This window comes from Galactobacter sp. (genome assembly GCF_022712295.1).
GTDB lineage: Bacteria > Actinomycetota > Actinomycetes > Actinomycetales > Micrococcaceae > Galactobacter.
In genome coordinates, this window is record NZ_JALAGT010000054.1 from 15,771 (window position 1) to 40,269 (window position 24,499).

Here is a 24,499-nt window from a genome sequence, read left to right on the forward strand (position 1 = left end):
AGCAGCCGGTGTCAGTCGGCGTCGCCGATCAGGGCCTCGGCCTCGTCCAGCTCCATTTCCTGATGGTCAACATGCGGCCCCTTGTTGGCGGCCTTCACGAAGTGCCACAGGGAGAAGAAGAGGATGAGCGCCACGACCGTGGCAGCTGCGCCATAGACGTAGGAGGCGCTCCAGACGAAGGAGTGACCCAACGCGGAGGCGATCGGAGGGGCCACGGAACCGCCGAGGAATCGCACGCCGGAGTATGCGGCGGAGGCAACGGGGCGCGGCAGGTCGGTGGACTCCATGGACGCCTCGGTGAGCACCGTGTTCATGATGCCGAGCACGAAACCGGAGATCACGATCAGCACAACCAGTGCCACGACGTTCTCCACGAGGAAGATCGCTGCGACCATGACGGCCAGCAGCGCGATCAGCCCGCCGGCCAACACGGTGGTGCGATGGAACTGGCGTGTCAGCGCGGGGGCACCGAAGACGGACATGACGGCCAGCGCGATGCCCCACCCGCAGAACGTGAAGCCGATCCCCAGGGCACCGAAGCCGAGGGGGAACGGGGAAACGGCCAGGATGACGAAGAAGGCCATGTTGTAGAAGATCGCGACGAGGCCGAAGGAGAGCAGCTGCGGGCGGCCGAGCGCCTTGATGGACGCCAGCGGTGAGGTGTGCTTCTTCTGCACAGAGCCCGACTTCAGCATGGTCACGATCGCGACGAAGGAGACCGCCATCAGCACCGCCGTACCGAAGAACGGGAACTGCCAGCCAATGGAACCCAGCAACCCACCCACCAGCGGGCCCAGCGCCATGCCGACGCCCAGGGCCGCCTCGTACAGGATGATGGCGCCATCGGGGTTACGTGCCTCGGAGACGATGGTGGAGAGCGCGGTGGAGATGAACAGGGCATTGCCCAGGCCCCACACGGCGCGGAACCCGACCAGCGCGTTGACCGTCGGGGAGAAACCCGACAGCAGCGAGAAGATCACGATGATGCCCAGGCCGAGCAGCAACGTGTTCTTGGCACCGATGCGGCCGGAGACCCATGAGGTGAAGAACATGGCGATCGCAGTGATCAGCAGATAGGAGGTGAAGAGCAACTCCGTCTGGGCCTCGGTGGCATCCATGTCCGAGGCGATGGCCGGGAGGATGGGATCCACCAGCCCGATGCCCATGAAGGACACCATGGTCGCAAACGCCACGGCCCACACGGTCTTGGGCTGGCTCCACCAGCCGCCGGAGCCCTTCTGTTGCCGACTCGCGTGGAGTTTCGCGAGCTCCTCATCCGTCTCGATACTCATTCGCCCTCAGTCTTCTCAGTTGTGCTTGCGGTGTCGGTGAGTGCCCACGGGCCGGGGTCCAGGTGCCTGCCCAAGAGTTGCGCTGCGTCCCAGAGGGTGCGGCGTTCGGCCTCGCTGAACTCTCCGAGCCCCGGCAACACCGTGCGGACCACATCCTTGGTCCGCTCGGTCAGAGCGTTGTCCCCGGCCTCCGTCAGGGAGACCAGGGTGGCCCGGGAGTCGCTGGGGTCTGCGGTCTTCTCCACGAAACCCAGATCGGCCAGCAGGTTGACGGTCTTGGTCATGCCCGGTTGGGACAGGTGGACCTGCGCCGCGAGGTCGCCCACACGATAGGCGCCGTGGTCCTTGAGCAGACCGAGCACGCGGTAGTGCGTGGGGGAATGGCCTGGGGTTCGGGATGCCGCGAAACGGTTGACGGCGTAAACGCCGGTCATCAGGGCCAGCAGTGCTGCACCGGTGCTCGGGGTCTCGTCGTGTTCACTCACGAACACCAAGCATATCGCTAGGTTATATAACTTGGCTAATCATATGACGTTGGTGCACGCGTCCGACGCGGCGGACCCAGAACGGGGCACCTACGTCGGATACGGGCACCGAGAGGTCAGCGGAGGAGGGCCCTCGCCGCGATCGCGGGGTCGGCGAGCGCCTCAGCGTCCACCGGCTTGGCCCGGTCGGCCAACCGACGTGCGGCACGCGCCAGCCGTGAATCGTCAATGGTCACGGCACCGGTCACCACCACCTGCCCGACGTCGGAGCTCGCCTGAGCGCCTCCCGGCGCCTCAGCGCCGTGCCCCTCGTCCGCACCTGCCGGAACGCACCAGAACACGGCGCGCAGGCCGCGGTCGTCCCGGCGTTCGATGTCCACCGTTGCGGCGGCGGGGTTCCCCACCACTTCGACGTGAGATCCGTGTCGATCCGACCAGAACCACGGCACACCTCGCGTCTCGGCCCCTTGCCCGAGCACTGCGGCCGCGGCATCCTCTGCGGAGTGCATGGCCGCTTCCCAGTGACCGCTCCACCGTTCGCCGGAACGCGCCACGTCACCGATGGCCAGAACCCGCTGATGCGACGTGTGACCGGCGGAATCCACTCGAACACCGCCCACGGCGTCGTCCCAGACCTCGACCCCGGCCGTGCGGGCCAGCCCATCGGCAGGCACCGCTCCACCGGCATCGATCACGAGGTCGGCGTGCAGGACCTCTCCGGTCTCGAGGCTCACGTCGACTCCGTCTCCTACGTTCTGCTCCCCCACCGAGAAGGACGTGATCAACCGGACGCCGTGGGCCACGTGCTGCTCCTCCAGCTCTGCGGCGGCCGCAGGCCCGTAGCCCCGCGCACCGGCCGGCGCAGAGCGATTCACCAGGGTCACCCGCGCGCCGGCCTCGACCGCGGCAGAAGCTGCCTCGGCACCGATGAGCCCACCGCCCAGGATCACCACACGCGCGCCCGGAACCAGAAGCGAGCGCACCCGATCCGCATCCGCCACGCTGTGCAAGGTCGTGATGCGGTCTCGCTCCACAGCGGGTTGCACATGCGCAGTAGCACTGACGGGCCTGGCACCGGTGGCCAGCACCACCAGGCCTGCAGACAACCTAGTGGGTTCACCCCCATCGGCGCGGGCCACCTCGACGAGGCACACCTCGTCCGGCCCGGTGACGTCCCCGTCGGTCTCGCCAACGCCCGGCACCGCTCCCTGCACCGCTCCCTGCGCAGGAAGCCGCAACGCCGTCGCGGTCCCGTTCACCACATGGATGTCGCGTTCGACATAGAAATCGGCGTCGCGGAAGTCGAGTTCCTCGCGGGACATGTTTCCGCGCAGGTACTCCTTGGAGACCGGCGGCAGATCGTGCGGCAGCCCGGTCATGGAGACCATCGCCAGGGAACCCCGATACCCTCGCAACCGCAGCTGTTCCACGAACGTATAGGCCGCCACTCCCCCACCGAGCACCAGGATGGAGTCGGGCAGATCTGCGACGGTCCTGGTCACTTGCGCACCGCGTCCGCGACCGACTCCCCCGGGTGCAGCAGCACGCGCCCGTCCACGACCTCCACCACGTGTGTGTACGTGTCAACGGTGGCGGGCATGCACAGCGCCTGGCCGGTGCGCAGGCAGAACTCGGCCGCGTGCAGGGGGCACTCGACCTTGTCCCCCTCGATCCAACCCTCTGACAGCGAGGCGGTCTCGTGGGTACATTCGTCATCCAGCGCATAGAACTCCCCGTCCTCGGCGTGGAAGATCGCGATCTCTCGCGGGACCCCGTTCACGTCGGCCTCGACCGCGAGCGCCTCCCCTTCGGGGATCTCTTCCACCCCGGCCACATCGATACCCTGCATGATGCCTCCTGACCCACGTTCTCAGCTGCTTGAAACTCTGGTTACCACGCTACCCGGGTCTTCCCAGGCAGAATGCAAGGCATGGTGAGCACCACAGCACCCGGTGGCGAACACGTTCCCGCCAAGGATTCCGCCACCGTGCTCCTGCTCAGGCCCGCCGCCACCGGCCACGGCGGTGTCGAGGTCTTCATGCAGCAGCGTGCGCTCTCCATGGCGTTCGCCGCGGGGATGGCCACCTTCCCCGGCGGCTCGGTTGACCCGTCCGACCACGTCGGCACCCAGGACTGGATCGCTACAGCGGCCGGGGATCTCGACGAGCCCGATCACGTCGCTGGACCGGCCGCCACGGCCCCGGTGACCGCCGCGGCCATCAGGGAAACCTTCGAGGAATGCGGCGTCCTCCTGGCCCGCGATGGCGGACCACACGGCGCAACCCAAGGTCCGACGTCGGGCCTTGGCCGGGTGCCGCACTCCGCGCCCGCGCGAGGCGAGCTACGCGCGGCCCTGTCGGAGCACCGCCTCGGCGTCGCGGACGCACTCGACGTGCTGGGCATGGCGCCGCACACCGACCAGCTGCACTATGTGGATCGGTGGATCACACCGGAGGGCCTCCCCCGCCGCTACGACACCCGCTTCATCGCCGCCTCCGTACCGCCTGGGCAGGAACCCGAGAACCTCTCCACGGAATCCGTGAGGTCCTTCTGGATCAAACCCGTCGCGGCGCTGGACGCCTATGCGACTGGGGAACTGGACCTCATGCAACCCACCTGGGCGCAACTGCGCAGACTGGCCGCGGCACGCACCCTGGACCAAGCCCTGCTCCCGGCCCGGACCGGCGTCACCCGCAATGTCCTGGTGGAGATGAACGGCCACGTGGTGCCTTGGGGAGCCGGGACCGAGGACTTCCTTGCCTCCGGGCCGCTTGGGCAGTGAGCCCGGGCCAGGGCAGGAAAGGCGACGGGTCGGAAGACCGGATCAGGGCAGCCGCAGCTCGGGCTCGTCCTGGTCGGGGCCGTTGCCCAAGGTCTGGGCATAGAACCACTCGATGTGCTCCCGCAGCAGGGCCGCGGCCTCCGCACCCCGACCGTTGCTCGCGGCGTCGAAGATCCGCCGATGCTGCTCCCGCAGGCCGGGCACCACGCCGCCCCAGGTCTCGTCCGTGGAGGCACGTACCGCAACGTAGTCGGTGATCGCGTCCTTGAGGGAGGCCATCATGGCGTCAACGACCCGGTTACCTGCCAGACGCGCCAGCACCAGGTGGAACTGGGTGTCCAGGGTCTGGAAGGAGGCGCGGTCCAGATCCGGGTCCTCCATGGCCTCCAGGAGATCGCTGCCTTGTCCCAACAGGGCCTGGCCACCATCCGGCAGCGTGTCGAGGTCCGCCACGGACGCCGCCCAGGACTCCAGCAACGCGCGAACCTCGATGACGTCCTGCGTGTGCAGCCCTGCGCTGGCCAGGTGCATGCGCAACATCATCGCCATCCCCTGTGCGGGCCGGGAGATGAGAATGGCACCTGATTTGGGCCCCGAGCCGGACGAGGTCCTGACCAGCCCCATGACCTCCAGCGTCCGGATGGCGTCCCGCACGCTGGCGCGAGAGATCCCGTGGGTCTCCGCCAGAGCGCGCTCGCCCGGAAGCTGGTCCCCCACCCTCAGGTTTCCGGTGCGCAGTTCGGCTTCGACCCAGTCCAGCACCTTCTGGTAGGCCCTCACCGGCATGGCTTCGGCCGGGTAGGCGTCCGCATACGGGTGGGCCCCGGGGATCGACTCTGACGAATGGGTCATGATGAACTCATCCTTCCAAAATCGATCCTCGGGGTCCGTGTCACGGCTCGGTGAGAGCCGTCACAGGCAAGCGATCACACGTGCGCGAACTGGGCCTCCACGAAGACGATGCAGCACAGCACCAGCAGCATCGCCGCGGACCAGCCGATGACCTTCTTCAGGATCACGGATTCCTTGCCCTCCATGCCCACGGTGGTGGCGGCCAGTGCAAGGTTCTGCGGGGAGATGAGCTTGCCCACCACACCACCGGAGGTGTTCGCAGCGGCGAAGAGGTGCGGGTCCACGTTCAAGTTGTGCGCTGCGGTGGCCTGCAGGTTGGTGAACAGTGCGTTCGCCGACGTGTCGGAGCCGGTCACCGCGGTGCCGATCCAACCCAGGATGGGAGACAGGAAGGCGAAGAATCCGCCGGCGCCGGCCAGCCATGTACCGATGGCCACGGTCTGTCCCGAGAGGTTCATGATGTAGGCCAGAGCCAGCACCAACACGATGGTGAGACCGGCGAACTTCATGTTGACCACTGTGGAGCCGAGTTCCTTGATGGCGCCTACGGGTCCGATCTTGTAGCGGCCCTTGCCGTTGAAGATCGAGAAGACGATGACCACCAGCACCACGGTGATGAAGATCAGCGAACCCGGGCTGGACAGCCACGGCAGGGAGTAGGTCGTGGAGGAGACCGGATCGCCGGTTGCCGTCACCACGGAGTCGTGCAGGCCGGGCCATTCGATCTTCACGTCGGTGGAGGCCAGCCACGCCGGAACGTCCACGCCGAGCTTCCAGAGCTTGGCAACTCCGAACACGGCGACCACCAGGACGTAGGGCAGCAGAGCCATCCAGGTGTCAACGCCGTTGAGCTTCTCCTGAGTATCGGAGGACTCGTGGGCGGCCGCGGAGTTCGGGTCCAGCACACGGGCACGGGCTGCATCGCGGTTCTTGGGCTTGTAGAAACGCAGAAGCAGGATGACCACGGCGAGCGCGCCCAGGGAGGCGACCACGTCAGTGAGCTCGTAGGAGAAGAAGTTGGAGGAGAGGAACTGCAGTACGGCGAACACCACGCCGATGACCGCGGTGACGACCCAGCAATCCTTCAGGCCCTTCTTGCCGTCCAGGATGAAGACCAGCAGGGTGGGGACGAACAGGGCGAGCACCGGGGACTGGTGACCGATGATGGCACCGATCTGATTGGCGGAGTCCACCGGGTCTGCGGTGCCGAGCAGGTTACCTGCCGTGGTGATGGGGGTGCCCACGGCGCCGAAGGCCACTGGCGCGGTGTTGGCCACGAGCACGGCTACGGCGGCCTTGAGCGGGCGAATGCCCAACGCCATCAGCATGGTGGCGGTGATGGCCACGGGTGCACCGAAACCGGCCAGGGCCTCCATCAGCCCACCGAAGCAGAAGGCGATGAGGACGGCCTGAATACGCACGTCACCGCCGCCGACCACGTTGAAGACCTTGCGCAGGTCGTCGAAGCGGCCCGAACGCACGGTGACCTGGTAGAGCCAGATCGCCATGACGATGATCCACACGATGGGGACCAGGCCGTAGACGCCACCGAGCAGTCCGGCGTTGAGCGCGTGTTGAACAGGCATCTTGAAGGCGAACACCGCGACGAGCAGAGCCACGACGACCGCGCCGATGCCGGCCTTCCACGCCTGGACCTTGAAACCGGAAAGAAGAACAAAGAAAGCTACGAGCGGCAGCAGGCCGCACAGGGCTGACAAGAAAACGCTTCCGCCCACCGGATCGGTGGTGGCGGTGAAGGTCTGCGCCAAGACGAGACTATTGACCACGAACGTGCCTTTCGAGTGCGTGATGAACATGGGTGCTTGAACTCGCGGGCCCGTGCGGATCCCGTCAGTTCCAGGCCACACCTCGCAGCTGAAGTTCGACGTCGCTGTCGGTGCGGTACTGTGGTCAGACAACAGTGGTCAGACCACGCCACTGTACACGGAGGTTGCCCCTTTCGTCGCCGCATACTCGACGGAACCGGTCTTGTGCCTCCCCCGGCCGCATCCGGGAACGTGTCCAACGGCGTGCGTCGAGTCCACTGACTTGACCGGCCACGCTCGTTCTTCGTCGCGACGACACGTGGCTCACGCACGCTCGGAAGGACACCATGCGTATAGCGCTTTTCGCCACCTGCATCGTGGACGCCATGTACCCCTCCACGGCCATCGCGACCGTGAAGATCCTGGAACGCTTGGGCCACGAAGTGGTCTTCCCGGCAGGTCAGGGCTGCTGCGGACAGATGCACGTCAACTCCGGATATCTCGAGGGCGCGCTCCCCGTGGTCCGCAACCATGTCGAGGCCTTCGAGGCAGAGGACTACGACGTCGCCGTGGCACCCTCCGGATCCTGCGTGGCCTCCGTCAAGGATCAGCAGCCCATGGTGGCTCGCCGCTGTGGTCAGGATTCCCTGGCCGAGCGCGCAGAGGCAGTGGGAGCCAAGACCTACGAACTCTCCCAATTGCTGACCGATGTCCTGGGCGTCACCGATGCCGCGGAGCAGCTGGGTTCCTGGTTCCCGCACCGCGTCACCTACCACTCCTCCTGCCACGGCATGCGTCTGCTCGGCCTCGGCACCCGTCAGTCGGATCTGATCGCCTCCGTTGACGGCATCGACTACGTCCCGCTGCCGGAGGCCGACCAGTGCTGCGGCTTCGGCGGAACCTTCTCCATGAAGAACCCCGACGTCTCCGGCGCCATGCTGGCGGACAAGGTCAGCAACATCTCCTCCACCGGCGCTGGCCTCTGCGCCGGTGGCGACGCCTCCTGCCTGCTGCACATCGGCGGCGGCATGTCCCGGCTGAAGTCGGGCGGAGCGACCGTCCACCTGGCAGACATTCTGGCTTCTACGCACGACGATCCGTGGACGCCTCCCGCGGCCGCGGCACCGGCCGCCGTGTCCACCGCGACGGAAGGAGCGGCACGATGACCGCCGTCTCACTGGGTATGCCCAAGGTCCGTGCGGAGGGGAATCTCTTCGAGGAGACCCCCTTCCCGGACTACGCCAAGTCCGAGCTGACCAACACCCAGTTGCGTGCCAACCTGCGTCACGCCACCCACTCCATTCGCGACAAGCGCGCCAATGTCGTCTCCGAGCTGCCCGACTGGGAGCAGCTGCGCGATGCAGGCTCCGCAATCAAGCAGAACGTCATGGCCAACTTGCCGGACCTGCTTGAGCAGTTCGAGGCCAACTTCACCGCGCGCGGCGGCGTGATCCACTGGGCTCGTGACGCCGACGAGGCCAACCGCATCGTCACGGATCTGGTCAAGGAGCAGAACGCGACCGAGGTCGTGAAGATCAAGTCCATGGCCACCCAGGAGATCGGGCTCAACGAGCACCTGGAGACCCAGGGCATCGCCGCCTATGAGACCGACCTGGCGGAGCTCATCGTGCAGCTGGGCCACGACAAGCCCAGCCACATCCTGGTCCCCGCCATCCACAAGAACCGGTCCGAGGTCCGCGACATCTTCCTGAAGGAGATGCCGGAAGTGGACCCGAACCTGGACGATGAGCCCGCGCATCTGGCCGAGGCCGCGCGCAAGCACCTGCGTCAGAAGTTCCTCTCCACCAAGGTGGCCATCTCCGGCGCCAACTTCGGCATCGCCGATTCCGGCACCTTGACCGTCGTGGAATCCGAGGGCAACGGTCGCATGTGCTTGACCCTGCCGGAAACCCTGATCACCGTGATGGGGATCGAGAAGCTGCTGCCCACCGCTTCGGATCTCGAGGTGTTCATGCAGCTGCTCCCCCGTTCCTCCACGGGCGAGCGCATGAACCCGTACACGTCCAACTGGACCGGAGTCACTCCGGGCGATGGTCCTCAGAACGTGCACCTGGTGCTGCTGGACAACGGACGAACCAATGCCCTGGCGGACAAGTACGGTCGTTCCGCGCTGCACTGCATCCGCTGCTCGGCGTGCATGAACGTCTGCCCGGTCTACGAGCGCGCCGGTGGGCACGCGTACGGTTCCACCTATCCGGGTCCCATCGGGGCCATCCTCACGCCGCTGATGACCGGCGTGGACGAGTCGGAGAACGGTACCCTCCCGTACGCCTCCTCGCTGTGCGGTGCCTGCTACGTGGCCTGCCCCGTGAAGATCAACATCCCGGAGATCCTGGTCCACCTGCGTTCCGAGGACGTCAAGGCCCGCAAGGCCAAGTCCAAGCGGATCACGGAGATGGATCTGCTGATGGCCGGTGCGGGTTGGGCCATGTCCAAGGGCTCCCGTATGCGACTTCTGGAACGCGGTCTTCCCATGGCCGGGATCGTGGCCGGTCGCGACAAGAAGATCAAGAAGCTGCCCGGTCATCTGCTGGGCGGGTGGACGGCCTTCCGCGACATCCCCAAGCCGCCCAACCACTCCTTCAGGCAGTGGTGGGCCAAGGAACACGAGGGCACGGCATCCGCAGGACGCGCAGCGTCCGGAGACCAGGAGGCAGGCAAGTGAGCGGAACCGAGAACCCCACGGCCGCGTCGTCGGGCATGGGAACCGAAACCGGCGCTGGCAGCGCCAAGGCGGACATCCTGGCGCGGGTCCGCGCCGCACTGGTGGACGCCCCGGCGGACGTCGACGTGCCGCGCGAGTACCGTCGCGGGTCCGACATGAGCCGCGATGAACTCGTGGACCTGCTCGTTGACCGTCTGGTGCATTACAAGGCCGGAGTCGAGGTCGTGGACACGGACCAGGTGCCTGCTTCCATCCAGCAGCTCCTCACCGCCGCGACGTCCTTCGTGACTCCTCCCGGACTGGCCCAGGAGTTCCTGGGTGAGTTGGCATCCGACGCCCGTCGCGTGGTCGACGAGCCGGGCCACGTCCTGGGCGTCATGGAACTGGATGCCACCTCCGCCGTGGTGACCTCGTCGGCTGTCTCCGTCGCGGAGTCCGGCACCATCATCCTGGACGGTTCTCCGGATCAGGGTCGCCGTGCCATCACCCTGGTGCCCGACCATCACGTGTGTGTGGTGCCGGCCTCCACCATCGAGCGGCTGCTCCCGTCTGCACTGGAGCGCCTGGACACCACCCGACCCCTGACGTGGATCTCCGGTCCGTCCGCCACCAGTGACATCGAGCTGGAGCGCGTTGAGGGCGTGCATGGTCCCCGCACGTTGGACGTGCTGATCGTCAAGGACCGTTGACCGCAGGGGATCTACCCCGGTTACGCATGAAGCCCCGGCCTGATGGCTGGGGCTTCATGCGTAGGGCTTTGATTCGCGGCCGGATTGCCGTGCCGCGACCGAATCCGTGATCTGAGACCGTCGCTCGACGGCCGCGAAACCATGGTGGGCCTCAGAGGAGGATGCACGCCGCAGATCACGCTTGGGGCCGCAAATACAGGTCATCCGGACGGGATCGGCTCGGTGCAGAACCTGAATCAGCGCGCCGCTGCAGCACGCGTGTCCACGGTGTTGGACGTCAGTTCACGCGGGAGGGGCCCGGGAGATCCACGGCGCTGGTGGCGGACGGGAAGAACCCACCGGATTCGCGCTCCACGTGAGCGTCAGCCTCCTCTTGGAGGGCCGCGAGTTCCGCCTCGAGGGATTCAACGGAAGCCCGGTGCTCTCGGTCGTCGTCGTTGGTCTCCAAGGCGCGGGCCAGGGAGGCGGCAGCCTCTGCACGGCGCATCTGCAGCTCGCGGTAGTAGGCCTCATCGGTGGCCGCGGTCTCCGCCTGCGACGCCTCGATCTCTTGAGCCACCTCCGCACGCTTCTGGAACATGTGGACCGTCAGGTGGGTGATGAGCAACAGCACCACCGGAGGCATGGCAGCGACGAGAGCGGCGACCACGGCTGGGATGTCGGGAGACCGGTCCACGGACAGGATCGCGTGGGTGGCGTTGGCCGCGGTGGAGACGATCGCACCGAAGAACAGCAGCGTCCAGGGGTAGACCATGGCTCGACGACCGTGCCCGTTCAGCGCCACGATGGCCACCGTGGCGGCGACGATCAGGCCGTCGACGATGATGGGCCAGATCCAGGCCAGGGTGGAGTCGATACCGGAGCGCACGGCCAGGTCCGTCAGGGAGGCGAAGGACAACACGAACGCGCCGATCGCGATGACCACCGTTGCGGCCACAGCGGTCCAGAGGACGCCGCGGCCGGGAAGGTTGCGGGGCGCAGTAGTACTCAAGGGGCAGTCACCGTTTCCGGGTCGGGGTGGGGATCGGTCTGGTGCCGAACGCCGACGTCCGGAGCATGACCTGGCCACCATTTTAGACGCCGACCCTGAGCGTAGACAGGGACGGCGAACCAGGTCACAGAAATACTCGTCCGTCCACGTCGCGCGGGTGTATCGAGACTCACACCACGATAGTTGCAGCTGATCAACCATTCGGCGTATGGTTGCACTCAATCAACCAATGAAGGTCCCCGATGCCGCCGTGCGGCTCGGGGCCTTTCGTTTTCTCACATCTCCGGTCGGTTCGGCGCGCGCCCACGCCAGTTCCGGCTCCACGCATGAAAGGTCTTAGATGTCCAAGACCAAGGAAGCCCCCGCGGTTCCCGCGGGACTGCACATGACCCACGGTCAGGTGCTGCGAGCCCTGACGGGCCTCCTCCTCGGCATGTTCGTGACGATGATCGCCAACACGTTGGTGTCCACGTCCATGCCGAAGATCATCACCGACCTCGACGGTGAACTGAACCAGACCAGCTATTCGTGGGTTCTGGTCGCGACCATGCTCGCCACGGCGATCTCCACGCCGATCTGGGGCAAGCTCTCCGACCTCACCAACCGCAAGGTACTGCTGCAGATCTCCCTGATCCTGTTCGTGGGTGCCTCCGCCGTGGCCGGTTTCTCCGAGTCCTCCATGATGCTGATCATCTGCCGTGTGTTCCAGGGCCTCGGTGCCGGCGGCATGCAGGCACTGTCCCAGATCGTGATGGCAGATATCCTCTCCCCGCGTGAACGCGGCAAGTACATGGGGCTCTTCGCCGGCGTCATGGCCATCGCCACGGTGGGCGGCCCGCTCATCGGTGGCTGGATCACCGACGCGTTCTCCTGGCACTGGAACTTCTTCCTCTCCCTGCCCTTCGCCGTGGTCGCCGTGATCATGCTGCAGAAGACCCTGCACCTGCCTCCCGTGGAAAAGCAGGAAAAGGCACGTTTGGATTGGCTCGGCACCGTCCTGCTCACCGGCGGCATGTCCCTGGCGCTGATCTGGCTGTCCCTGGCGGGCACCTCCGCTCAAGTGGACTCCGGTTCCAAGCAGATCGAGTACGGCTCCTTCACCACCGTGTGGATGCTGGCTGTGGCCGCTGTTGCGCTGATCGTCTTCGTGTTCGTGGAACTCAAGGTCGCCGACCCGCTGCTGGACATGCGCCTGTTCAAGAACCTGACCTTCACGATGTCCACCGTCGGTTCCATCGCCGTGGGCGTGGCCATGTTCGGCTGCGTTGTCTACCTGTCACAGCTGATGATCATGTCCCGTGGCGCCACGCCTTCCGAGGCAGGTCTGATGACCATCCCGATGATGCTCGGCATGATGGGTATCTCCGTGGTCGTCGGTGGGCTCATCACCAAGACAGGCGTGTGGAAGCCCTACATGATTGCCGGTGGCGTCCTGCTGATCGCCGGGCTCTACCTGATCTCCACCACCGATGAGAACACCAACTACTGGCTGTTGGCCGCGTGGATGTTCGTGATGGGTGCAGGCGTCGGCATGATCATGCAGAACCTGACCCTGGTGGTGCAGAACGCCGTTCCCCCGAAGGATCTGGGTGTCGCCACCTCGGCCGTCTCCTTCTTCCGTACGCTGGGCGGAACCGTGGGCACCACCTGGCTCGGATCGGTTCTGGCCTCCAAGCTTCCCGACGTCCTGGCCGACCACCAAGACAAACTCGGTGCTGCGGCGGCCAAGGCGGTGGCCCCGAAGGTCATCGCGGAACACCCCGAACTGGCCCAGGATCCGCAGGGACTTCAGGCCTACTTCGGCGCTCATCCCGAACTGATCCAGGGCTACATGGCCCAGGTGAGCCAGCCCGCCTCCAACGGGTTCGCCAAGACCGCTGAGCCGTTCAAGTCGATCTTCGAGGGCGCCTACGCCGACTCGATCACTCACTTGTTCCTCATCGCCGCACCTATTGCGATCATCACCCTGATCTGCATCATCTTCCTGCCGAAGCTTGATCTGTCGGATCAGACCCGTTCCGAGCGCACGGCATCCGAGAAGGCCGCATTCACTGTGGAGCACGAGCCCATCGCCACCGGCGCGGTCCCGGTGGTCACCGGGGCCACCAACCTTGTGCCCGACGCAGGTGCTCGGCAGGGTGCCCGCGGCACCCAGGGTGTGGTGGAGACGGGTGGCGCCGATGGCGCCCAGTCCGACGCCACGACGTCGGACATAGAGGGTGACGAAGGCGACCAGCAATCTCATGGCCGTCACCTCTGATCCCGATCCACTGGATGGGGACCGCCCCGGCGGCCCCCACCTGGGGCAGGACCCCCATGACCTGCTCAAAGAGGCCGGCCTGACCGGGCTCGAGCGGTCCCTGAACACTGTGGAGCAGGAGTTCTCACGCCTGGTGATCGGTGCCCGAGAGGCCATCCGCAAGCGGGCAGAATCGCTGGATCCCAGCCTGTTCCCGTTCGACTTCAAGACCATGAATGCGTTGTGGCACCACGCGGTCAGACTTCCGGATACTCCGTCTCTCACAGGCAAGGAACTCGCGGACCTGTTGGCCGTGGACAAATCCGTGGTCTCCCGTTCGGTGAAGAGGTTGGAGGAGTGCGGACTCGTTGCTCGTACCGTCAGCACGGAGGACGCAAGGGTGCAGCTGATTCATATCACCCGGGACGGATACCACCGTTTCAAGCGGACCGCCGAGGATGTTCCCACGATCATGCTGGAACGTCTGCGCACCTGGGACGTGGAGTCGTTGGATCAGTTGGCCGAGCTGCTGCACCGCATCAACGGGCCGCTGCCGGATCAGGCGCCAAGAGATTGCTCCTCACCTGGCACCTAGTTCGTGAGCTCGCGAGTGCTCTGGGTTGACAGACCCGAGACTCACGCCGCCTTGGGCGACGTGACCGACCGGTTCGAGGCCCGGCCCGCACCCCCGCTGAGGGGTACCGGCCGGGCCTCGGTGCTTTTGTGCCTGGGGGCACGGCGTGTCATCCACAGTGTCGGGTGGACCGGCAGCGCAGTGGGGCCTGACGTGCAAAGCTGGGTCAGCGAAACCGATCCGTACCACCAGGGGGAGAACATGATGGGACAGAACGCAACACCTGGCAGCGAAGCACCCGGCAGCAAGACGCCGGGCACGGAGCCCAAGGACAGCGTGGCGCCGATCCGCACATGGGGTGGGGAGGACGCCATGCTCAGCGCCTACTACGACGACGAATGGGGACGCCCGGTCACCTCAGAGGCGGGGCTGTTCGAACGACTCACCCTTGAGGCCTTCCAATCCGGGCTCTCCTGGGCCACGATCCTGCGCAAACGCGAGAACTTCCGGTCCGCCTTCGCTGGGTTCGATCCGGTCGTGGTGGCCGGCTTCCAGGAGCAGGACGTGGAACGTCTCATGGACGACGCCGGGATCGTGCGCAATCTTCGCAAGATCCAGGCCGCCATCACCAATGCGGCCGCCACGGTGGCACTGCGCGAGGAGGGCGGCCTGCCGTCCCTGATCTGGTCTCACCGGCCGGAAACCACGCCCCTGCCTTCAAGAGTCGAGGACGTTCCCAGCCGTTCCCCCGAATCCGCGGCGCTGGCCAAGGACCTCAAACGCCACGGCTTCGTGTTCGTTGGGCCCACCACTGCACACGCTTTGATGGAGGCCATCGGCATGGTGGACACCCACCTGCTCTCCTCGCATCGGCGCGGAGTGTCCGGGTTGTGGAACGAGGACGGGACCTGGGCCGCCGACCCAGTCTTCGAGGACTCCGCAGCGCAGTGAGTTCGGACTCGGCACAGACGGCACGTGCCCGGTCCCCGATACGGGGGCCGGGCACGTGGATGATGGCCGGTCACTTCTTGGAGATGAACCCTTCGTCCACCATCCAGTCGTAGGCCACGTCCGCCGGGTCTTCACCGTCAACGTCCACGCGGCGGTTGAGCTCGATGAACTTCTCGTTCGTCATGGCGGCCGCCACGGCCTCGAAGTCCTTCTGCAATTCCGGATACTTCTTCGCCACCTCTGTCCTCAGCACCGGGGCGATGCTGTAGGAGGGGAAGAATCCCTGGTCGTCGTCCAGGACCTCCAGGCTGAGGGACTTGATGCGACCGTCAGTCGTGAAGACCTCGCCGAAGTTGCAGGTACCCCGCGCGGTGGCCTCGTAGACCGCGCCCGTGTCCAGCACCGCTACATTGGATTTTGGGACGTCCTTGCCCAATTTCAGGCCGTACTTCTCCAACATGGGTTCGAATCCGTCCTGGCGGGAGTAGAACTCCGACTCCACACAGAAGGTGCGTTGCTCCACCGGCAGCTTCTTGATGTCGGAGAGCTTGCTGACACCATTCAGCTTGTCCTTGTTGGAGGCCTTGATCGCGAAGGCGTAGGTGTTGTCCAGTGGGCCCGGGGCTCCCCAGGTGAGGCCGTTGGACACGTCCTCGTCGTGGACCTTCTGCCACATCTGCTTCTGGTCCGGGACCCCGGTCTCGTGGCCCAAGTAGGTCAGCCACGCGGTACCCGTGTACTCGAAGAGCACATCAGCGCCGCCACCTTCCAGGAGATCACGGGCCGGCTGGGAGCCGGGAACGCTGGTCATGTCCTTGACGTCGAAACCTGCAGCACGCGCGGTCAGGACGCCGATCTTTCCCATGATCTTCTGCTCGGTGAAGTTCTTGGACGTCACCGTCACTTGGTTCCCCTCAGCACCGTCGATCTTCTCGATGGAACCGGGACCGGGTTCAGCAACATAGGCGCTGGAGGACTCGAGGCCGCACCCTGTCAGGGCCAGAGCGGAGGCCGTCAGCATCCCCACCAGGGCTCCACGACGACGGCGTGTTGTCGTACGGGTTCGGGTCATACGTGAGGTGTGCATGATTCACAGTCCCTTCGGACGGGCCACGTACTCCACGACGCGACCGATCCAGTCGATGACGAGTGCCAGCAGAGCCACCAGCAGGGAGCCCACCACCAGCACGGTGCCCTGAGACAGGGTGATGCCGGTGTTGATGAGCAGGCCGAGGCCGCCCGCGTTGACGAAAGTGCCCAGACTGGCGGTACCCACAAGCAGCACCAGTGCGGTCCGGATGCCGGAGAGCATCACCGGAACGGCCAGCGGGAGTTCGACCTTCAGCAGGACCGCGCCGGCGCTCATCCCCATACCGCGTCCGGCCTCGATCAGGCGCTTGTCCACACCGTCGAGTCCCACCATGGTGTTGGACAGGACCGGCAGCAAGGCGTAAAGCACCAATGCAATGGTGGCGGGCCAGGCGCCGAAACCGAGCCACATGGCCAAGAGCACCACGACACCGATGGCCGGTGCAGCCTGACCGAAGTTGGCGACGACCACCACACCAGGACTGATCTTGCGCATGGAACCCCTGGTGAGAAGGATCCCCAGGGGGACCCCGATCACCACCACGATGAGGGCACCGAGGAAGGTCAACTGCAGGTGTTCCAGCGTCATACCCCACAGCTCGGCCGGGGCCAGCGTGGAACGTTCCGTGTCGGTCAGATCCGCGAGCCCCAGGTAGACGAACACCGCGGCGATCAGAACGATGAGCACCAGGATCTGCCACAGCAAGGGGAGCCACGGATGGCGTTTGTGCAGACCCGCTCGGTTGCCGGCTTGACCGGTCGCGATCGAAGCGGCTGTCATGATGCACTCCCCGGCTGGTCCATCGGGATGGCGTCATCGTCGGCCTGATCAGCGGCAGCCGTGGCTACGGCGGCCATCGCTCCCGAGTTGAGCCCGACGGGCGCGGTGGAGGTCTGGTTGGCTTCGCGCGCATCGGCGATAGCCTTCGTGACCGTGTCCACGGAGATCAGGCCCTTGTAGACTCCTCGGCTCCCCGTGACCAGCGCGTTGACGGAACTGGCCACCAGCATCTCGTCGAGCGCGTCGTTGAGCGTGGCCTGGTCGCCCACGATGGGCAGTGCGGGATCCACCTGATCGGAGATCATCTGCATTCTGGACAGTTGTCGTTTGGTGAGCCACTGGATGGGGCGTTGACGGGAGTCCAGGATGATTGCGTAGTCCTCACCAGAGGCCTGCAATTGTGAGAGCAGGTCGGAGGCCTGTTCTCCGGGCTTACCTGTGACGGCGTCCCGCAACTGCACGTTACCCACACGGGTCAGCGACAACTGCTTGAGGCCGGCGCCGGATCCGATGAAGCTCTCGACGAACTCGTTGGCGGGCTGCGCGAGGATGCGCTCGGGCGAGTCGTACTGCACCAGGTGCGCGCCCTCGTCGAACACCGCGATCCAATCGCCCAGCTTCATCGCCTCGTCGAAATCGTGGGTCACGCAGACGATGGTCTTGTGCAGCTCGGCCTGGATGTTGAGCAGCTCGTCCTGCAGGCGTTGACGGGTGATGGGGTCCACCGCTCCGAACGGTTCGTCCATGAGCAGCACCGGCGGGTCCGCGGCCAGCGCACGGGCCACGCCGACGCGCTGCTGCTGCCCGCCGGAGAGTTCCTTGGGGTAACGGTTGCGATAAACGTCGGGATCGAGGGAGACCAGTTCCAGAAGCTCGTCGACCCGCTCCTTGATGCGGGCCTTGTCCCAGCCGAGCATCTTGGGGACCAGGGCGATGTTGGCTGCCACAGTCATGTGGGGGAAGAGCCCACCCGCCTGGATGACGTAGCCGATCTGCCGGCGCAGCTTGTCGCCGTCCATGTCGGTGACGTCCTCACCGTTGATGACGATCTTGCCTGCCGTCGGTTCGATAAGACGATTGATCATCTTCAGCGTCGTGGTCTTGCCGCAGCCGGAGGGACCCACGAACATGACCACGGATCCGGAGGGGATCTCGAGGGTCAGGCCGCCCACGGCTGGTTTGCGTTGCCCGGAGTACGACTTGGTGACCTCGTCCAGGAGGATCGAGGCACCGTGAGTGTCCTGGGCGGGGGGATTTGGGTTCGAGGTGTTCTCAGGCACGGATACCCTTCCTGATGGTCAGACGGGAGACGACGATGAGGATCAGATCGAGGACGACGGCCAGAAGGACCACCGTCACCGTTCCGACCACCACCTGGTTGAGGGCGTTGGCTCCACCGAGCCGCGCCAGGCCGTCGAAGATGAACGAACCGAGTCCGGGACCCAGCGCATATGCGGCCACTGCGGCAATGCCCATGACCATCTGTCCGGAGATCCTGATTCCGGACATGATGACCGGCCAGGCCATGGGCAGTTCCACAGTGGCCAGGGTTCTGAAGCGGCTCATGCCGATGCCGCGGGCCGCCTCGATGGTTTCCACTGGGACGCCTTGCAGTCCCACGATCGCGTTGCGGAGGATCGGAAGGACGGCGAAGAAGGTCACGACGACCACTGCAGGCCGCGGGCCGAAGCCGAACGGCCCGATCATGAGGCCGATCATCGCGAACGAGGGGATCGTCAGACCTACCGCAGAGATTCCGTTGGCCATGGATGCGAGCCAGGGGATACGTGCCGTCAGGATCGCGATGATCACGGCTATGACGGTGGCGAGGATCAGGCACTGCACCACGAGCGAAAAGTGCTGATAGCCTGCAAACGCTATTTGCTGCCATCTGTCAGATATAAAATCCCACACATCAAATCCTTAGTAGTCTCATAAGTTTCGTTCTGCATTGTGGGCGAATACTGTCTTCTGTCTACGCAATGCCGACAACCTTAGCACGTGTCCCACGACACACCCTGTGTCGCGGGTGAGCGAGACGGTGTCATAGCGGACACTGTTGGGGCATGATGGAGTGCAGGAATACCGTGCCAGACCGGCAGGCAGTCGGTCGCAGGGAAGCGGTTGTCTCGAGCAGAAAGCGATTTCATGTCCACTCCCCCGAACCCACCGGATTCCACCCCTCCGGGCTGGAACAATCCCAACGATTCCGGCGAGGGCGCCCCTTCCTACGGCCAGTCGCAGCAGGAACCAGCCTATGGACAGGCGCCTTCGTACGGAAATGGCTACGGACAGTCCAACCAGAACTCCTACCAGCAACCCCAGAATCCGGGCGGCTACCAGCAGGGTTACCCCACTCCCCCGCAGTACCAGGGGCCCACTACCGGCTACATTCCGCCGCGGCCTCGTGGCGCAGCCAGCGAAGAGGACCTGACGCTGCCGCTCTACGGCGCATCCCTGATGCAGTCCATCAAGCGCTTCTACAAGAAGTACGCCACCTTCTCCGGACGTGCCTCGCGTTCCGAGTACTGGTGGGTCGTCCTGTACCAGGGCGTGATCGGGCTGATCCTTGGCGGTGCGGCAGGCGCCTTGCTCAGCGTCTCGATCTACGACGGCTTGGAAGGGGTGGAAGGATCCCAGCAGCTGTATACGGACGGGAACTACTACTACGACGACTACACCTGGAACCCAGGCCCACTCTTCACGGTGGCGATCGTGGTCGCCATCATCGCCGGCCTCTGGTACCTGGCCAACCTGGTCCCCAATATCGCGATCACGTGGCGGCGCCTGCATGACGCCAACCTGGCCGGCCCGTTCTACTTCCTGAGCTTCACGTCGGTCGGGGCCATCGTGGTCCTGGTCATGACCATCCTTGACTCCAAGGTGGAGGGTGAACGCTTCGACGCCGTCCCCGCCGGCCAGTACCCGCCCGGTGGTTACGGCCAGCCGGACCAGTTCCAGCAGCCCGGCTCCGGCTACGGGCAGTCGGGCCAGCAGCCCGGCTACGGCCAGCCGAACCAGTACGGCCAGCAGCCTCCGCAGCCGCCGCAGTACTGAGCCCCGAGAACGCGGAAGGCCCCAGTCCCGAGACTTCACTAAGTCCCGTGACCGGGGCCTTCCGCTGTTCGCCCAGCCAGTGCCAGACGGCGTGGGGCAGCTGTGCGGCGCCACTCACCATATGCGGCCAGTTCGGAGATGTGCGACCGTCGGCCGACGGCCGCAAAACCGACAATCGGGCGCAAACCGCCTGAGCGGTCGCAAATGCCCGATGCTGGGCTGCCGACTCCGAATCAGTCCACGATCTGGAAGGTGATCCAGGACGGCTTGGCACCCGTTTCAACTCGCTGCGTGGGCGACAGCACCCCATTGCCCCCCACCCGGTACACGCTGATGTGGTCGGAGAGTTCTCCTGCGACGAAGACGAGTTCGCCTCCTGGAACCACCGCTGCGGCGCGCGGCTGCTTCTCCGTGGTGGCCTGCCCAACCAATCGCGGCTGGTCCCCTCCACGCAGGACGGCGAGCTTGGATGTGGTGCGCTCCGTGGTGATGAAGAACTCCCCACCGCGTACCCCGCGGATATCGGCAGCCCACATTGGCTGATCGGGGACCTCTGCACCGCCAGGGATGCGGGCCACGCCACGCACGAGGTGGTCATCCCGGCCCTGAATGGAGGCCACCTGCTCCAGGGTCAGCACACCGGTCTCGGCGTCGCGGGAGTAGAACAGCACGCGGCCGCCCATCTCCGTGAGCACCACGACCTTGCTGCCGTCCGGGGCCACGATCAGATGCCTGGGGCCGTCGCCCGCCGGCTCCACAATGGTGTCCGGCAGCCGTACCAGGTCGGGTTCCCCCTCCCCGCCCCGGCGGTAGGTGAGGATCGCGTCCGTCCCGAGCGAGGTCGCATACACGTGCCTTCCGTCCCGTGTGGGAAGCACGCAGTGCACCTGCGCAACGTCCCGGTCATCGGTGTAGGTAGGCAGCTGCGTGGTGGGGAGTCCGTCGGAATCCAATGGAATCCGTGACAGGGCGGAATCGTGGTAGCTGGCCACCAGCAGCGCGTCCCCGTCGAAGGCGAGATACGCCAGGGAATGTGGCAGCTCATAGTCTCCGCGGTGCTCCAAGCGGCCGCCCGCCACCACCGTGAACGCGCTGACCAGCGGGGTCTCCCCGTTGCGGCCCGCGTAGAGGATGGCACGACGGTGATCGAAAACCAGAGTGCTGACGCCGGGCACACCGTCGTAGCACTTGAGCCGACGTAGGGTTCCACGCTCCTGGTCCAAGCTGTGGACCTCGATGGTTCCCTCGTCCCGGCACGCGATGAACGCAAAAGTCGACATGGTTCCTTCCGACAGTTTTGGCCCAACCTACCGCGCCGGGCGCGCTCGGCGCGCAGCGAGCGGGTGGCGCGCCCGGCCGTCGGGCATTCTCAACGTATGCCCGACGGCTCGGGACAGGGCCCGCGGGCCCGTCGCCTCAGGCGTGGTGGACCTCGGTGCGCCGCGAGCTGCGCTCGGTACGCGGGCCGAGGTGTCCGGCAGCGTTGGCGACGACGGAGGCCACCAACATGACGAGCGCCAGCGGCAGCAACGAACCGGATTCGCCGGGGCTGACCAGAGGCGCAACCACGCCGGCCAGGCCGAACTGCAGCAGACCCATGAGCGCGGAGCCGGAACCGGAGGCGGCGCGGCTCACATGTGCCAAGGCCAGACCGGTGGCGTTACCCAGCACCAGGCCCAGGGAGCCGAGGGCGATGAACAGCGGAATCTCCAGCCACAGGCTCTGCATGCCCGTCAACACCATCACGGTGAAAGCCAGGATGCCGATGAGGTTCCCTGCCAGGCCGATGAGGAAGAGGGCACGAACTGAAAGCTTGTAGGAGAGCTGGGTGCCGATGGCGGTCGCGATGAGCAGCCCGAGCGCGTTGACGCCGAAGACGATGCCGTAGGCAATGGTGGAGAGTCCCATGAGGTCCTGGAACATGAACGGCGACGCGGAGATGTAGGCCATCATCGTGGAGAAGGCGAACGCGAACGCCAGGGTGTTGGCCAGGTAGCCGCGGGATCCCAGCTGCTTCCACGTGGATTCCTGTGGACCGTCAGCTGCGGCGGCGCGGGCCGCGACGATCACGGACTTGGGCCGGGTCTCATGAACGAAGAGCAACACGAAGACCAGGCAGATCACGCCGAAGCCGGTCACGATCCACAGCAGTCCGTTCCAACCGATGGGATCGGCCAGGAGGGAGCCCACGAAGGGCGCGATGATCGGGGCGATACCGCCAACGGCCATCATGACGCTGAAGGCACGGGCCGCAGCTGGGCCCTGCTGCTGGTCGGAGATGACGGCTCGGCCGATCACCATGCCCGCGGCTCCGGCCAGTCCCTGGATCAGGCGCACCACGATCAGGAACGTCATGGTGGGGGCCAGCGCGGAGGCCGCGGAGGCCAAGGTGTACAGGATCACGCCGACCAGCAGCGGCTTGAGGCGGCCCACTCGATCGGAGAGGGGACCGAAGATCACTTGGCCAACGCCCGCACCGATCAGGAACGCGGTCAAGGAGAGCTGCACAGCGGACTCGGAGGAGTCGAAGTGGCTGACCATCTCCGGGAAAGCGGGCAGGTAGAGATCGGTGGCGAAGGGCGCCACGGCGGAGAGCAGGGCCAGCGTGATGAGCAGGGGAACCGCGATCTTCCCCCCGTCCGGCTGAGTCGGGACGGCCTGGTTGCTACTGGTACTCACTCAAGTCCTTTCGAATTCCGTGCCGGGCTGCGAGTGCCGCACGGCAGCGGTTGCTGTTCGTTTCGGGGCGCACGAGGCCCCGGCGTTATCGCTATGGTTTCATAGTAATGTTAACATCGGGTTATGGATGGTTCAGTGCGTGCGTCTCATCACATCGACCGTGAGGACGCCTCAGGCGGCCCGGTCGAGTCGACGCTCACAACACACGAGCGGGCCTTGGGCGACCTCGGTCTGGTGGTGCAGGACCTGTCCCGCACCCTGACCAACCTGGACATGGGCCACGACTCGGAGATCATCAAGCTCACCCCGGTGGAGTCCATGGTCATGAACCAGATCGACGCCGCCCCCGGCATCACTCCGCGACAGATCTCCGAGGCTCTGGACCTGAAATCCTCCAATGCCGCAGCGGCCCTGCGCAGCCAGGAGGCCCATGGATTCTTCACCCGCGGCCCTGACCCCCACGACGGTCGTGTTTCCCATCTTCATCCCACTCCCTTGGCGCAGAGGAATCTGGCCAGGGTCAAGAGCGTCTGGGTGCAGGCCCTCACCCCGGCGCTCCCGAAGGAGGCCGACCCCACCGTCCTCGTAGCGCACCTCACCTCCCTCAGGGACAGTTTGAGGCGCGCCGGTCATTAGGCTGGACCCCGTGTCCACACCCCCTTTCTCCTCACCGAACAAGGTGCCGCGCCCCATCGTCGGCCTCCTGGCGATCCTGGCGTTCACGTCCTTCGTCACAGTCCTGAACGAGACGGCCCTGTCCGTGGCGCTGCCCGCCCTGATGCGGGAGTTCGATGTGGATGCCGGCACCGTCCAGTGGCTCACCACCGGATACATCCTGGTCCTGGCAGTGGTCATCCCCACCACCGGCTATCTGATGCAGCGCTTCAGCCTGCGTGCCCTGTGGATGGTGAGCATCTGCGTGTTCGTGGTGGGCTCCGTCGCCGCAGCGCTCTCCGTCTCGTTCACCACTATGCTCGTGGCGCGTGTTCTGCAGGCCGCGGGCAACGCCGCCGTGATGCCCCTCTTGGCCACCACCGCGCTGTCCAAGGTCCATCCGTCCAGGCTGGGCACGGTCATGGGCACCAACGCCGTGGTCCTCGCTGCCGGACCAGCGCTCGGTCCCACCGTGGCCGGGCTGATCCTGGGCGTCTGGGGTTGGCGAGAGATCTTCTGGATCATGGCCGGCCTCGCCGCGGTGCTCTTCGTCCTCGGCATTCGAGCCATGCTGAACCAGGGCACAGCGCGCGCCACCGGGCGGGACGAAGCCGCCCCGCCGTTGGATCTGCCTTCCGTGGGGCTGACGGTGCTGGGCTTCGGCGGCATCGTCTACGCCTTGGCCGGCATCGAGGCCGTACTGGACGGCGCCTGGATCGCCCCCACCGTCGCCGCAGTGGTGGGCATCTCCGCCGTGGTGATCTTCTGCCTCCGCCAGTTGCGCCTGGCCCCTCGTGGTTTGGCCCTGCTGAACCTGAACGCACTCGTGACGAGCGGCTACCGCAACGCCGTGATCGGTATCGGGGCTTCCTTCGCGATCCTGGTTGGCCAGGCAGTGGTGCTGTCACTGGTGTTCCAGAACGGCTACGGAC

At 65.7% G+C, this 24,499-nt stretch carries 23 protein-coding genes; 10 read left to right on the plus strand and 13 right to left on the minus strand.

Annotation, left to right across the window (positions count from 1 at the left end; genetic code table 11):
• Positions 1-11: 11 nt before the first annotated feature.
• The 4 genes from Q0A15_RS04195 to Q0A15_RS04210 form a co-directional block, all read right to left on the minus strand.
• Entirely contained in the window at positions 12-1,292 is a 1,281-nt protein-coding gene (locus tag Q0A15_RS04195; RefSeq protein WP_291278281.1) for an MFS transporter, read from the minus strand.
• Positions 1,289-1,777: a MarR family transcriptional regulator gene (locus Q0A15_RS04200; protein WP_291278282.1), complete on the minus strand. Its 489-nt coding sequence runs from the start codon at positions 1,775-1,777 to the stop codon at positions 1,289-1,291. Before Q0A15_RS04200 ends, Q0A15_RS04195 begins: the two co-directional genes overlap by 4 nt.
• Before the next feature lie 116 nt (positions 1,778-1,893).
• Positions 1,894-3,279 (minus strand): FAD-dependent oxidoreductase, encoded by a 1,386-nt coding sequence (locus tag Q0A15_RS04205; RefSeq protein ID WP_291278283.1) that lies wholly within the window; start codon positions 3,277-3,279, stop codon positions 1,894-1,896.
• Positions 3,276-3,626 carry a bifunctional 3-phenylpropionate/cinnamic acid dioxygenase ferredoxin subunit gene (locus tag Q0A15_RS04210; protein WP_291278284.1) on the minus strand — a complete coding sequence of 117 codons (351 nt, stop codon included), beginning with the start codon at positions 3,624-3,626 and terminating at the stop codon, positions 3,276-3,278. Before Q0A15_RS04210 ends, Q0A15_RS04205 begins: the two co-directional genes overlap by 4 nt.
• 84 nt (positions 3,627-3,710) lie before the next feature.
• Between Q0A15_RS04210 and Q0A15_RS04215 the strand changes: the two genes are divergently transcribed.
• Positions 3,711-4,559 carry an NUDIX hydrolase gene (locus Q0A15_RS04215; RefSeq protein ID WP_291278285.1) on the plus strand — a complete coding sequence of 283 codons (849 nt, stop codon included), beginning with the start codon at positions 3,711-3,713 and terminating at the stop codon, positions 4,557-4,559.
• A 42-nt stretch (positions 4,560-4,601) separates the two neighbouring features.
• On the opposite strand, the gene Q0A15_RS04220 is transcribed toward Q0A15_RS04215, so the two are convergent.
• Together Q0A15_RS04220 and Q0A15_RS04225 are read right to left on the minus strand one after the other, a co-directional pair.
• Entirely contained in the window at positions 4,602-5,411 is an 810-nt protein-coding gene (locus tag Q0A15_RS04220) for a FadR/GntR family transcriptional regulator (protein ID WP_291278286.1), read from the minus strand.
• Positions 5,412-5,485: 74 nt separating this feature from the next.
• The gene (locus Q0A15_RS04225) at positions 5,486-7,198 is read right to left on the minus strand and encodes an L-lactate permease (RefSeq protein ID WP_291278287.1); all 1,713 of its coding nucleotides are present in this window, start codon (positions 7,196-7,198) and stop codon (positions 5,486-5,488) included.
• Positions 7,199-7,524: 326 nt separating this feature from the next.
• Between Q0A15_RS04225 and Q0A15_RS04230 the strand changes: the two genes are divergently transcribed.
• Genes Q0A15_RS04230 through Q0A15_RS04240 form a run of 3 tightly spaced genes read left to right on the plus strand, consistent with a single transcriptional unit; the run spans position 7,525 to position 10,552 of the window.
• On the plus strand, positions 7,525-8,343 hold the full coding sequence (locus Q0A15_RS04230) for a (Fe-S)-binding protein (RefSeq protein ID WP_291278288.1): 819 nt from the start codon (positions 7,525-7,527) through the stop codon (positions 8,341-8,343).
• Entirely contained in the window at positions 8,340-9,863 is a 1,524-nt protein-coding gene (locus Q0A15_RS04235) for a LutB/LldF family L-lactate oxidation iron-sulfur protein (protein ID WP_291278289.1), read from the plus strand. The genes Q0A15_RS04230 and Q0A15_RS04235 overlap by 4 nt, the downstream gene beginning before the upstream one ends.
• Before the next feature lie 35 nt (positions 9,864-9,898).
• The gene (locus Q0A15_RS04240; RefSeq protein ID WP_291278303.1) at positions 9,899-10,552 is read left to right on the plus strand and encodes an LUD domain-containing protein; all 654 of its coding nucleotides are present in this window, start codon (positions 9,899-9,901) and stop codon (positions 10,550-10,552) included.
• Positions 10,553-10,829: 277 nt separating this feature from the next.
• Here Q0A15_RS04240 and Q0A15_RS04245 read toward each other — a convergent pair whose 3' ends face one another.
• Positions 10,830-11,543 carry a DUF2637 domain-containing protein gene (locus Q0A15_RS04245; RefSeq protein WP_291278290.1) on the minus strand — a complete coding sequence of 238 codons (714 nt, stop codon included), beginning with the start codon at positions 11,541-11,543 and terminating at the stop codon, positions 10,830-10,832.
• Positions 11,544-11,883: 340 nt separating this feature from the next.
• On the opposite strand from Q0A15_RS04245, the gene Q0A15_RS04250 reads away from it, so the two are divergent.
• The 3 genes from Q0A15_RS04250 (at position 11,884) to Q0A15_RS04260 (ending at position 15,307) form a co-directional block, all read left to right on the plus strand.
• Positions 11,884-13,803 carry an MDR family MFS transporter gene (locus Q0A15_RS04250; protein ID WP_291278291.1) on the plus strand — a complete coding sequence of 640 codons (1,920 nt, stop codon included), beginning with the start codon at positions 11,884-11,886 and terminating at the stop codon, positions 13,801-13,803.
• The gene (locus tag Q0A15_RS04255; protein ID WP_291278292.1) at positions 13,787-14,377 is read left to right on the plus strand and encodes a MarR family transcriptional regulator; all 591 of its coding nucleotides are present in this window, start codon (positions 13,787-13,789) and stop codon (positions 14,375-14,377) included. The genes Q0A15_RS04250 and Q0A15_RS04255 overlap by 17 nt, the downstream gene beginning before the upstream one ends.
• Before the next feature lie 243 nt (positions 14,378-14,620).
• Positions 14,621-15,307, plus strand: coding sequence for a DNA-3-methyladenine glycosylase I (locus Q0A15_RS04260; RefSeq protein ID WP_291278293.1), 687 nt, complete (start codon positions 14,621-14,623; stop codon positions 15,305-15,307).
• 70 nt (positions 15,308-15,377) lie between these two features.
• On the opposite strand, the gene Q0A15_RS04265 is transcribed toward Q0A15_RS04260, so the two are convergent.
• From Q0A15_RS04265 to Q0A15_RS04280, 4 genes are read right to left on the minus strand one after another with little or no spacing between them, the layout of a single operon-like run.
• A complete protein-coding gene (locus Q0A15_RS04265) occupies positions 15,378-16,394 on the minus strand; it encodes a glycine betaine ABC transporter substrate-binding protein (RefSeq protein ID WP_291278294.1) in 1,017 nt (338 codons plus the stop codon).
• 3 nt (positions 16,395-16,397) lie between these two features.
• Entirely contained in the window at positions 16,398-17,177 is a 780-nt protein-coding gene (locus tag Q0A15_RS04270; protein WP_291278295.1) for an ABC transporter permease, read from the minus strand.
• A complete protein-coding gene (locus Q0A15_RS04275; RefSeq protein ID WP_291278296.1) occupies positions 17,174-18,457 on the minus strand; it encodes an ABC transporter ATP-binding protein in 1,284 nt (427 codons plus the stop codon). Before Q0A15_RS04275 ends, Q0A15_RS04270 begins: the two co-directional genes overlap by 4 nt.
• Positions 18,450-19,091: an ABC transporter permease gene (locus tag Q0A15_RS04280; RefSeq protein WP_291278297.1), complete on the minus strand. Its 642-nt coding sequence runs from the start codon at positions 19,089-19,091 to the stop codon at positions 18,450-18,452. Before Q0A15_RS04280 ends, Q0A15_RS04275 begins: the two co-directional genes overlap by 8 nt.
• 234 nt (positions 19,092-19,325) lie before the next feature.
• On the opposite strand from Q0A15_RS04280, the gene Q0A15_RS04285 reads away from it, so the two are divergent.
• Positions 19,326-20,234 carry a DUF805 domain-containing protein gene (locus tag Q0A15_RS04285; RefSeq protein ID WP_291278298.1) on the plus strand — a complete coding sequence of 303 codons (909 nt, stop codon included), beginning with the start codon at positions 19,326-19,328 and terminating at the stop codon, positions 20,232-20,234.
• Positions 20,235-20,467: 233 nt separating this feature from the next.
• Here Q0A15_RS04285 and Q0A15_RS04290 read toward each other — a convergent pair whose 3' ends face one another.
• Both Q0A15_RS04290 and Q0A15_RS04295 read right to left on the minus strand, forming a co-directional pair.
• The gene (locus Q0A15_RS04290) at positions 20,468-21,514 is read right to left on the minus strand and encodes a beta-propeller fold lactonase family protein (protein ID WP_291278299.1); all 1,047 of its coding nucleotides are present in this window, start codon (positions 21,512-21,514) and stop codon (positions 20,468-20,470) included.
• Positions 21,515-21,650: 136 nt separating this feature from the next.
• Positions 21,651-22,913, minus strand: a complete 1,263-nt coding sequence (locus tag Q0A15_RS04295) for a multidrug effflux MFS transporter (protein WP_291278300.1) — start codon at positions 22,911-22,913, stop codon at positions 21,651-21,653.
• 135 nt (positions 22,914-23,048) lie between these two features.
• Here Q0A15_RS04295 and Q0A15_RS04300 point away from each other — a divergent pair, with 135 nt between their 5' ends.
• A complete protein-coding gene (locus Q0A15_RS04300) occupies positions 23,049-23,549 on the plus strand; it encodes a MarR family winged helix-turn-helix transcriptional regulator (RefSeq protein ID WP_291278301.1) in 501 nt (166 codons plus the stop codon).
• Between the two features lie 10 nt (positions 23,550-23,559).
• Positions 23,560-24,499: MFS transporter (locus tag Q0A15_RS04305; RefSeq protein ID WP_291278302.1), on the plus strand; the 940-nt coding region annotated here is incomplete at its 3' end.

Bases quoted from the DNA above. Each gene is read 5' to 3' on its own strand.
- Q0A15_RS04230 (WP_291278288.1), top strand. From the start codon at position 7,525: ATGCGTATAGCGCTTTTCGCCACCTGCATCGTGGACGCCATGTACCCC.
- Q0A15_RS04285 (WP_291278298.1), top strand. From the start codon at position 19,326: ATGTCCACTCCCCCGAACCCACCGGATTCCACCCCTCCGGGCTGGAAC.
- Q0A15_RS04255 (WP_291278292.1), top strand. From the start codon at position 13,787: ATGGCCGTCACCTCTGATCCCGATCCACTGGATGGGGACCGCCCCGGC.
- Q0A15_RS04220 (WP_291278286.1), bottom strand. From the start codon at position 5,411: ATGACCCATTCGTCAGAGTCGATCCCCGGGGCCCACCCGTATGCGGAC.
- Q0A15_RS04210 (WP_291278284.1), bottom strand. From the start codon at position 3,626: ATGCAGGGTATCGATGTGGCCGGGGTGGAAGAGATCCCCGAAGGGGAG.
- Q0A15_RS04195 (WP_291278281.1), bottom strand. From the start codon at position 1,292: ATGAGTATCGAGACGGATGAGGAGCTCGCGAAACTCCACGCGAGTCGG.
- Q0A15_RS04250 (WP_291278291.1), top strand. From the start codon at position 11,884: ATGTCCAAGACCAAGGAAGCCCCCGCGGTTCCCGCGGGACTGCACATG.
- Q0A15_RS04235 (WP_291278289.1), top strand. From the start codon at position 8,340: ATGACCGCCGTCTCACTGGGTATGCCCAAGGTCCGTGCGGAGGGGAAT.
- Q0A15_RS04270 (WP_291278295.1), bottom strand. From the start codon at position 17,177: ATGACAGCCGCTTCGATCGCGACCGGTCAAGCCGGCAACCGAGCGGGT.
- Q0A15_RS04240 (WP_291278303.1), top strand. From the start codon at position 9,899: ATGGGAACCGAAACCGGCGCTGGCAGCGCCAAGGCGGACATCCTGGCG.
- Q0A15_RS04265 (WP_291278294.1), bottom strand. From the start codon at position 16,394: ATGCACACCTCACGTATGACCCGAACCCGTACGACAACACGCCGTCGT.
- Q0A15_RS04290 (WP_291278299.1), bottom strand. From the start codon at position 21,514: ATGTCGACTTTTGCGTTCATCGCGTGCCGGGACGAGGGAACCATCGAG.
- Q0A15_RS04260 (WP_291278293.1), top strand. From the start codon at position 14,621: ATGGGACAGAACGCAACACCTGGCAGCGAAGCACCCGGCAGCAAGACG.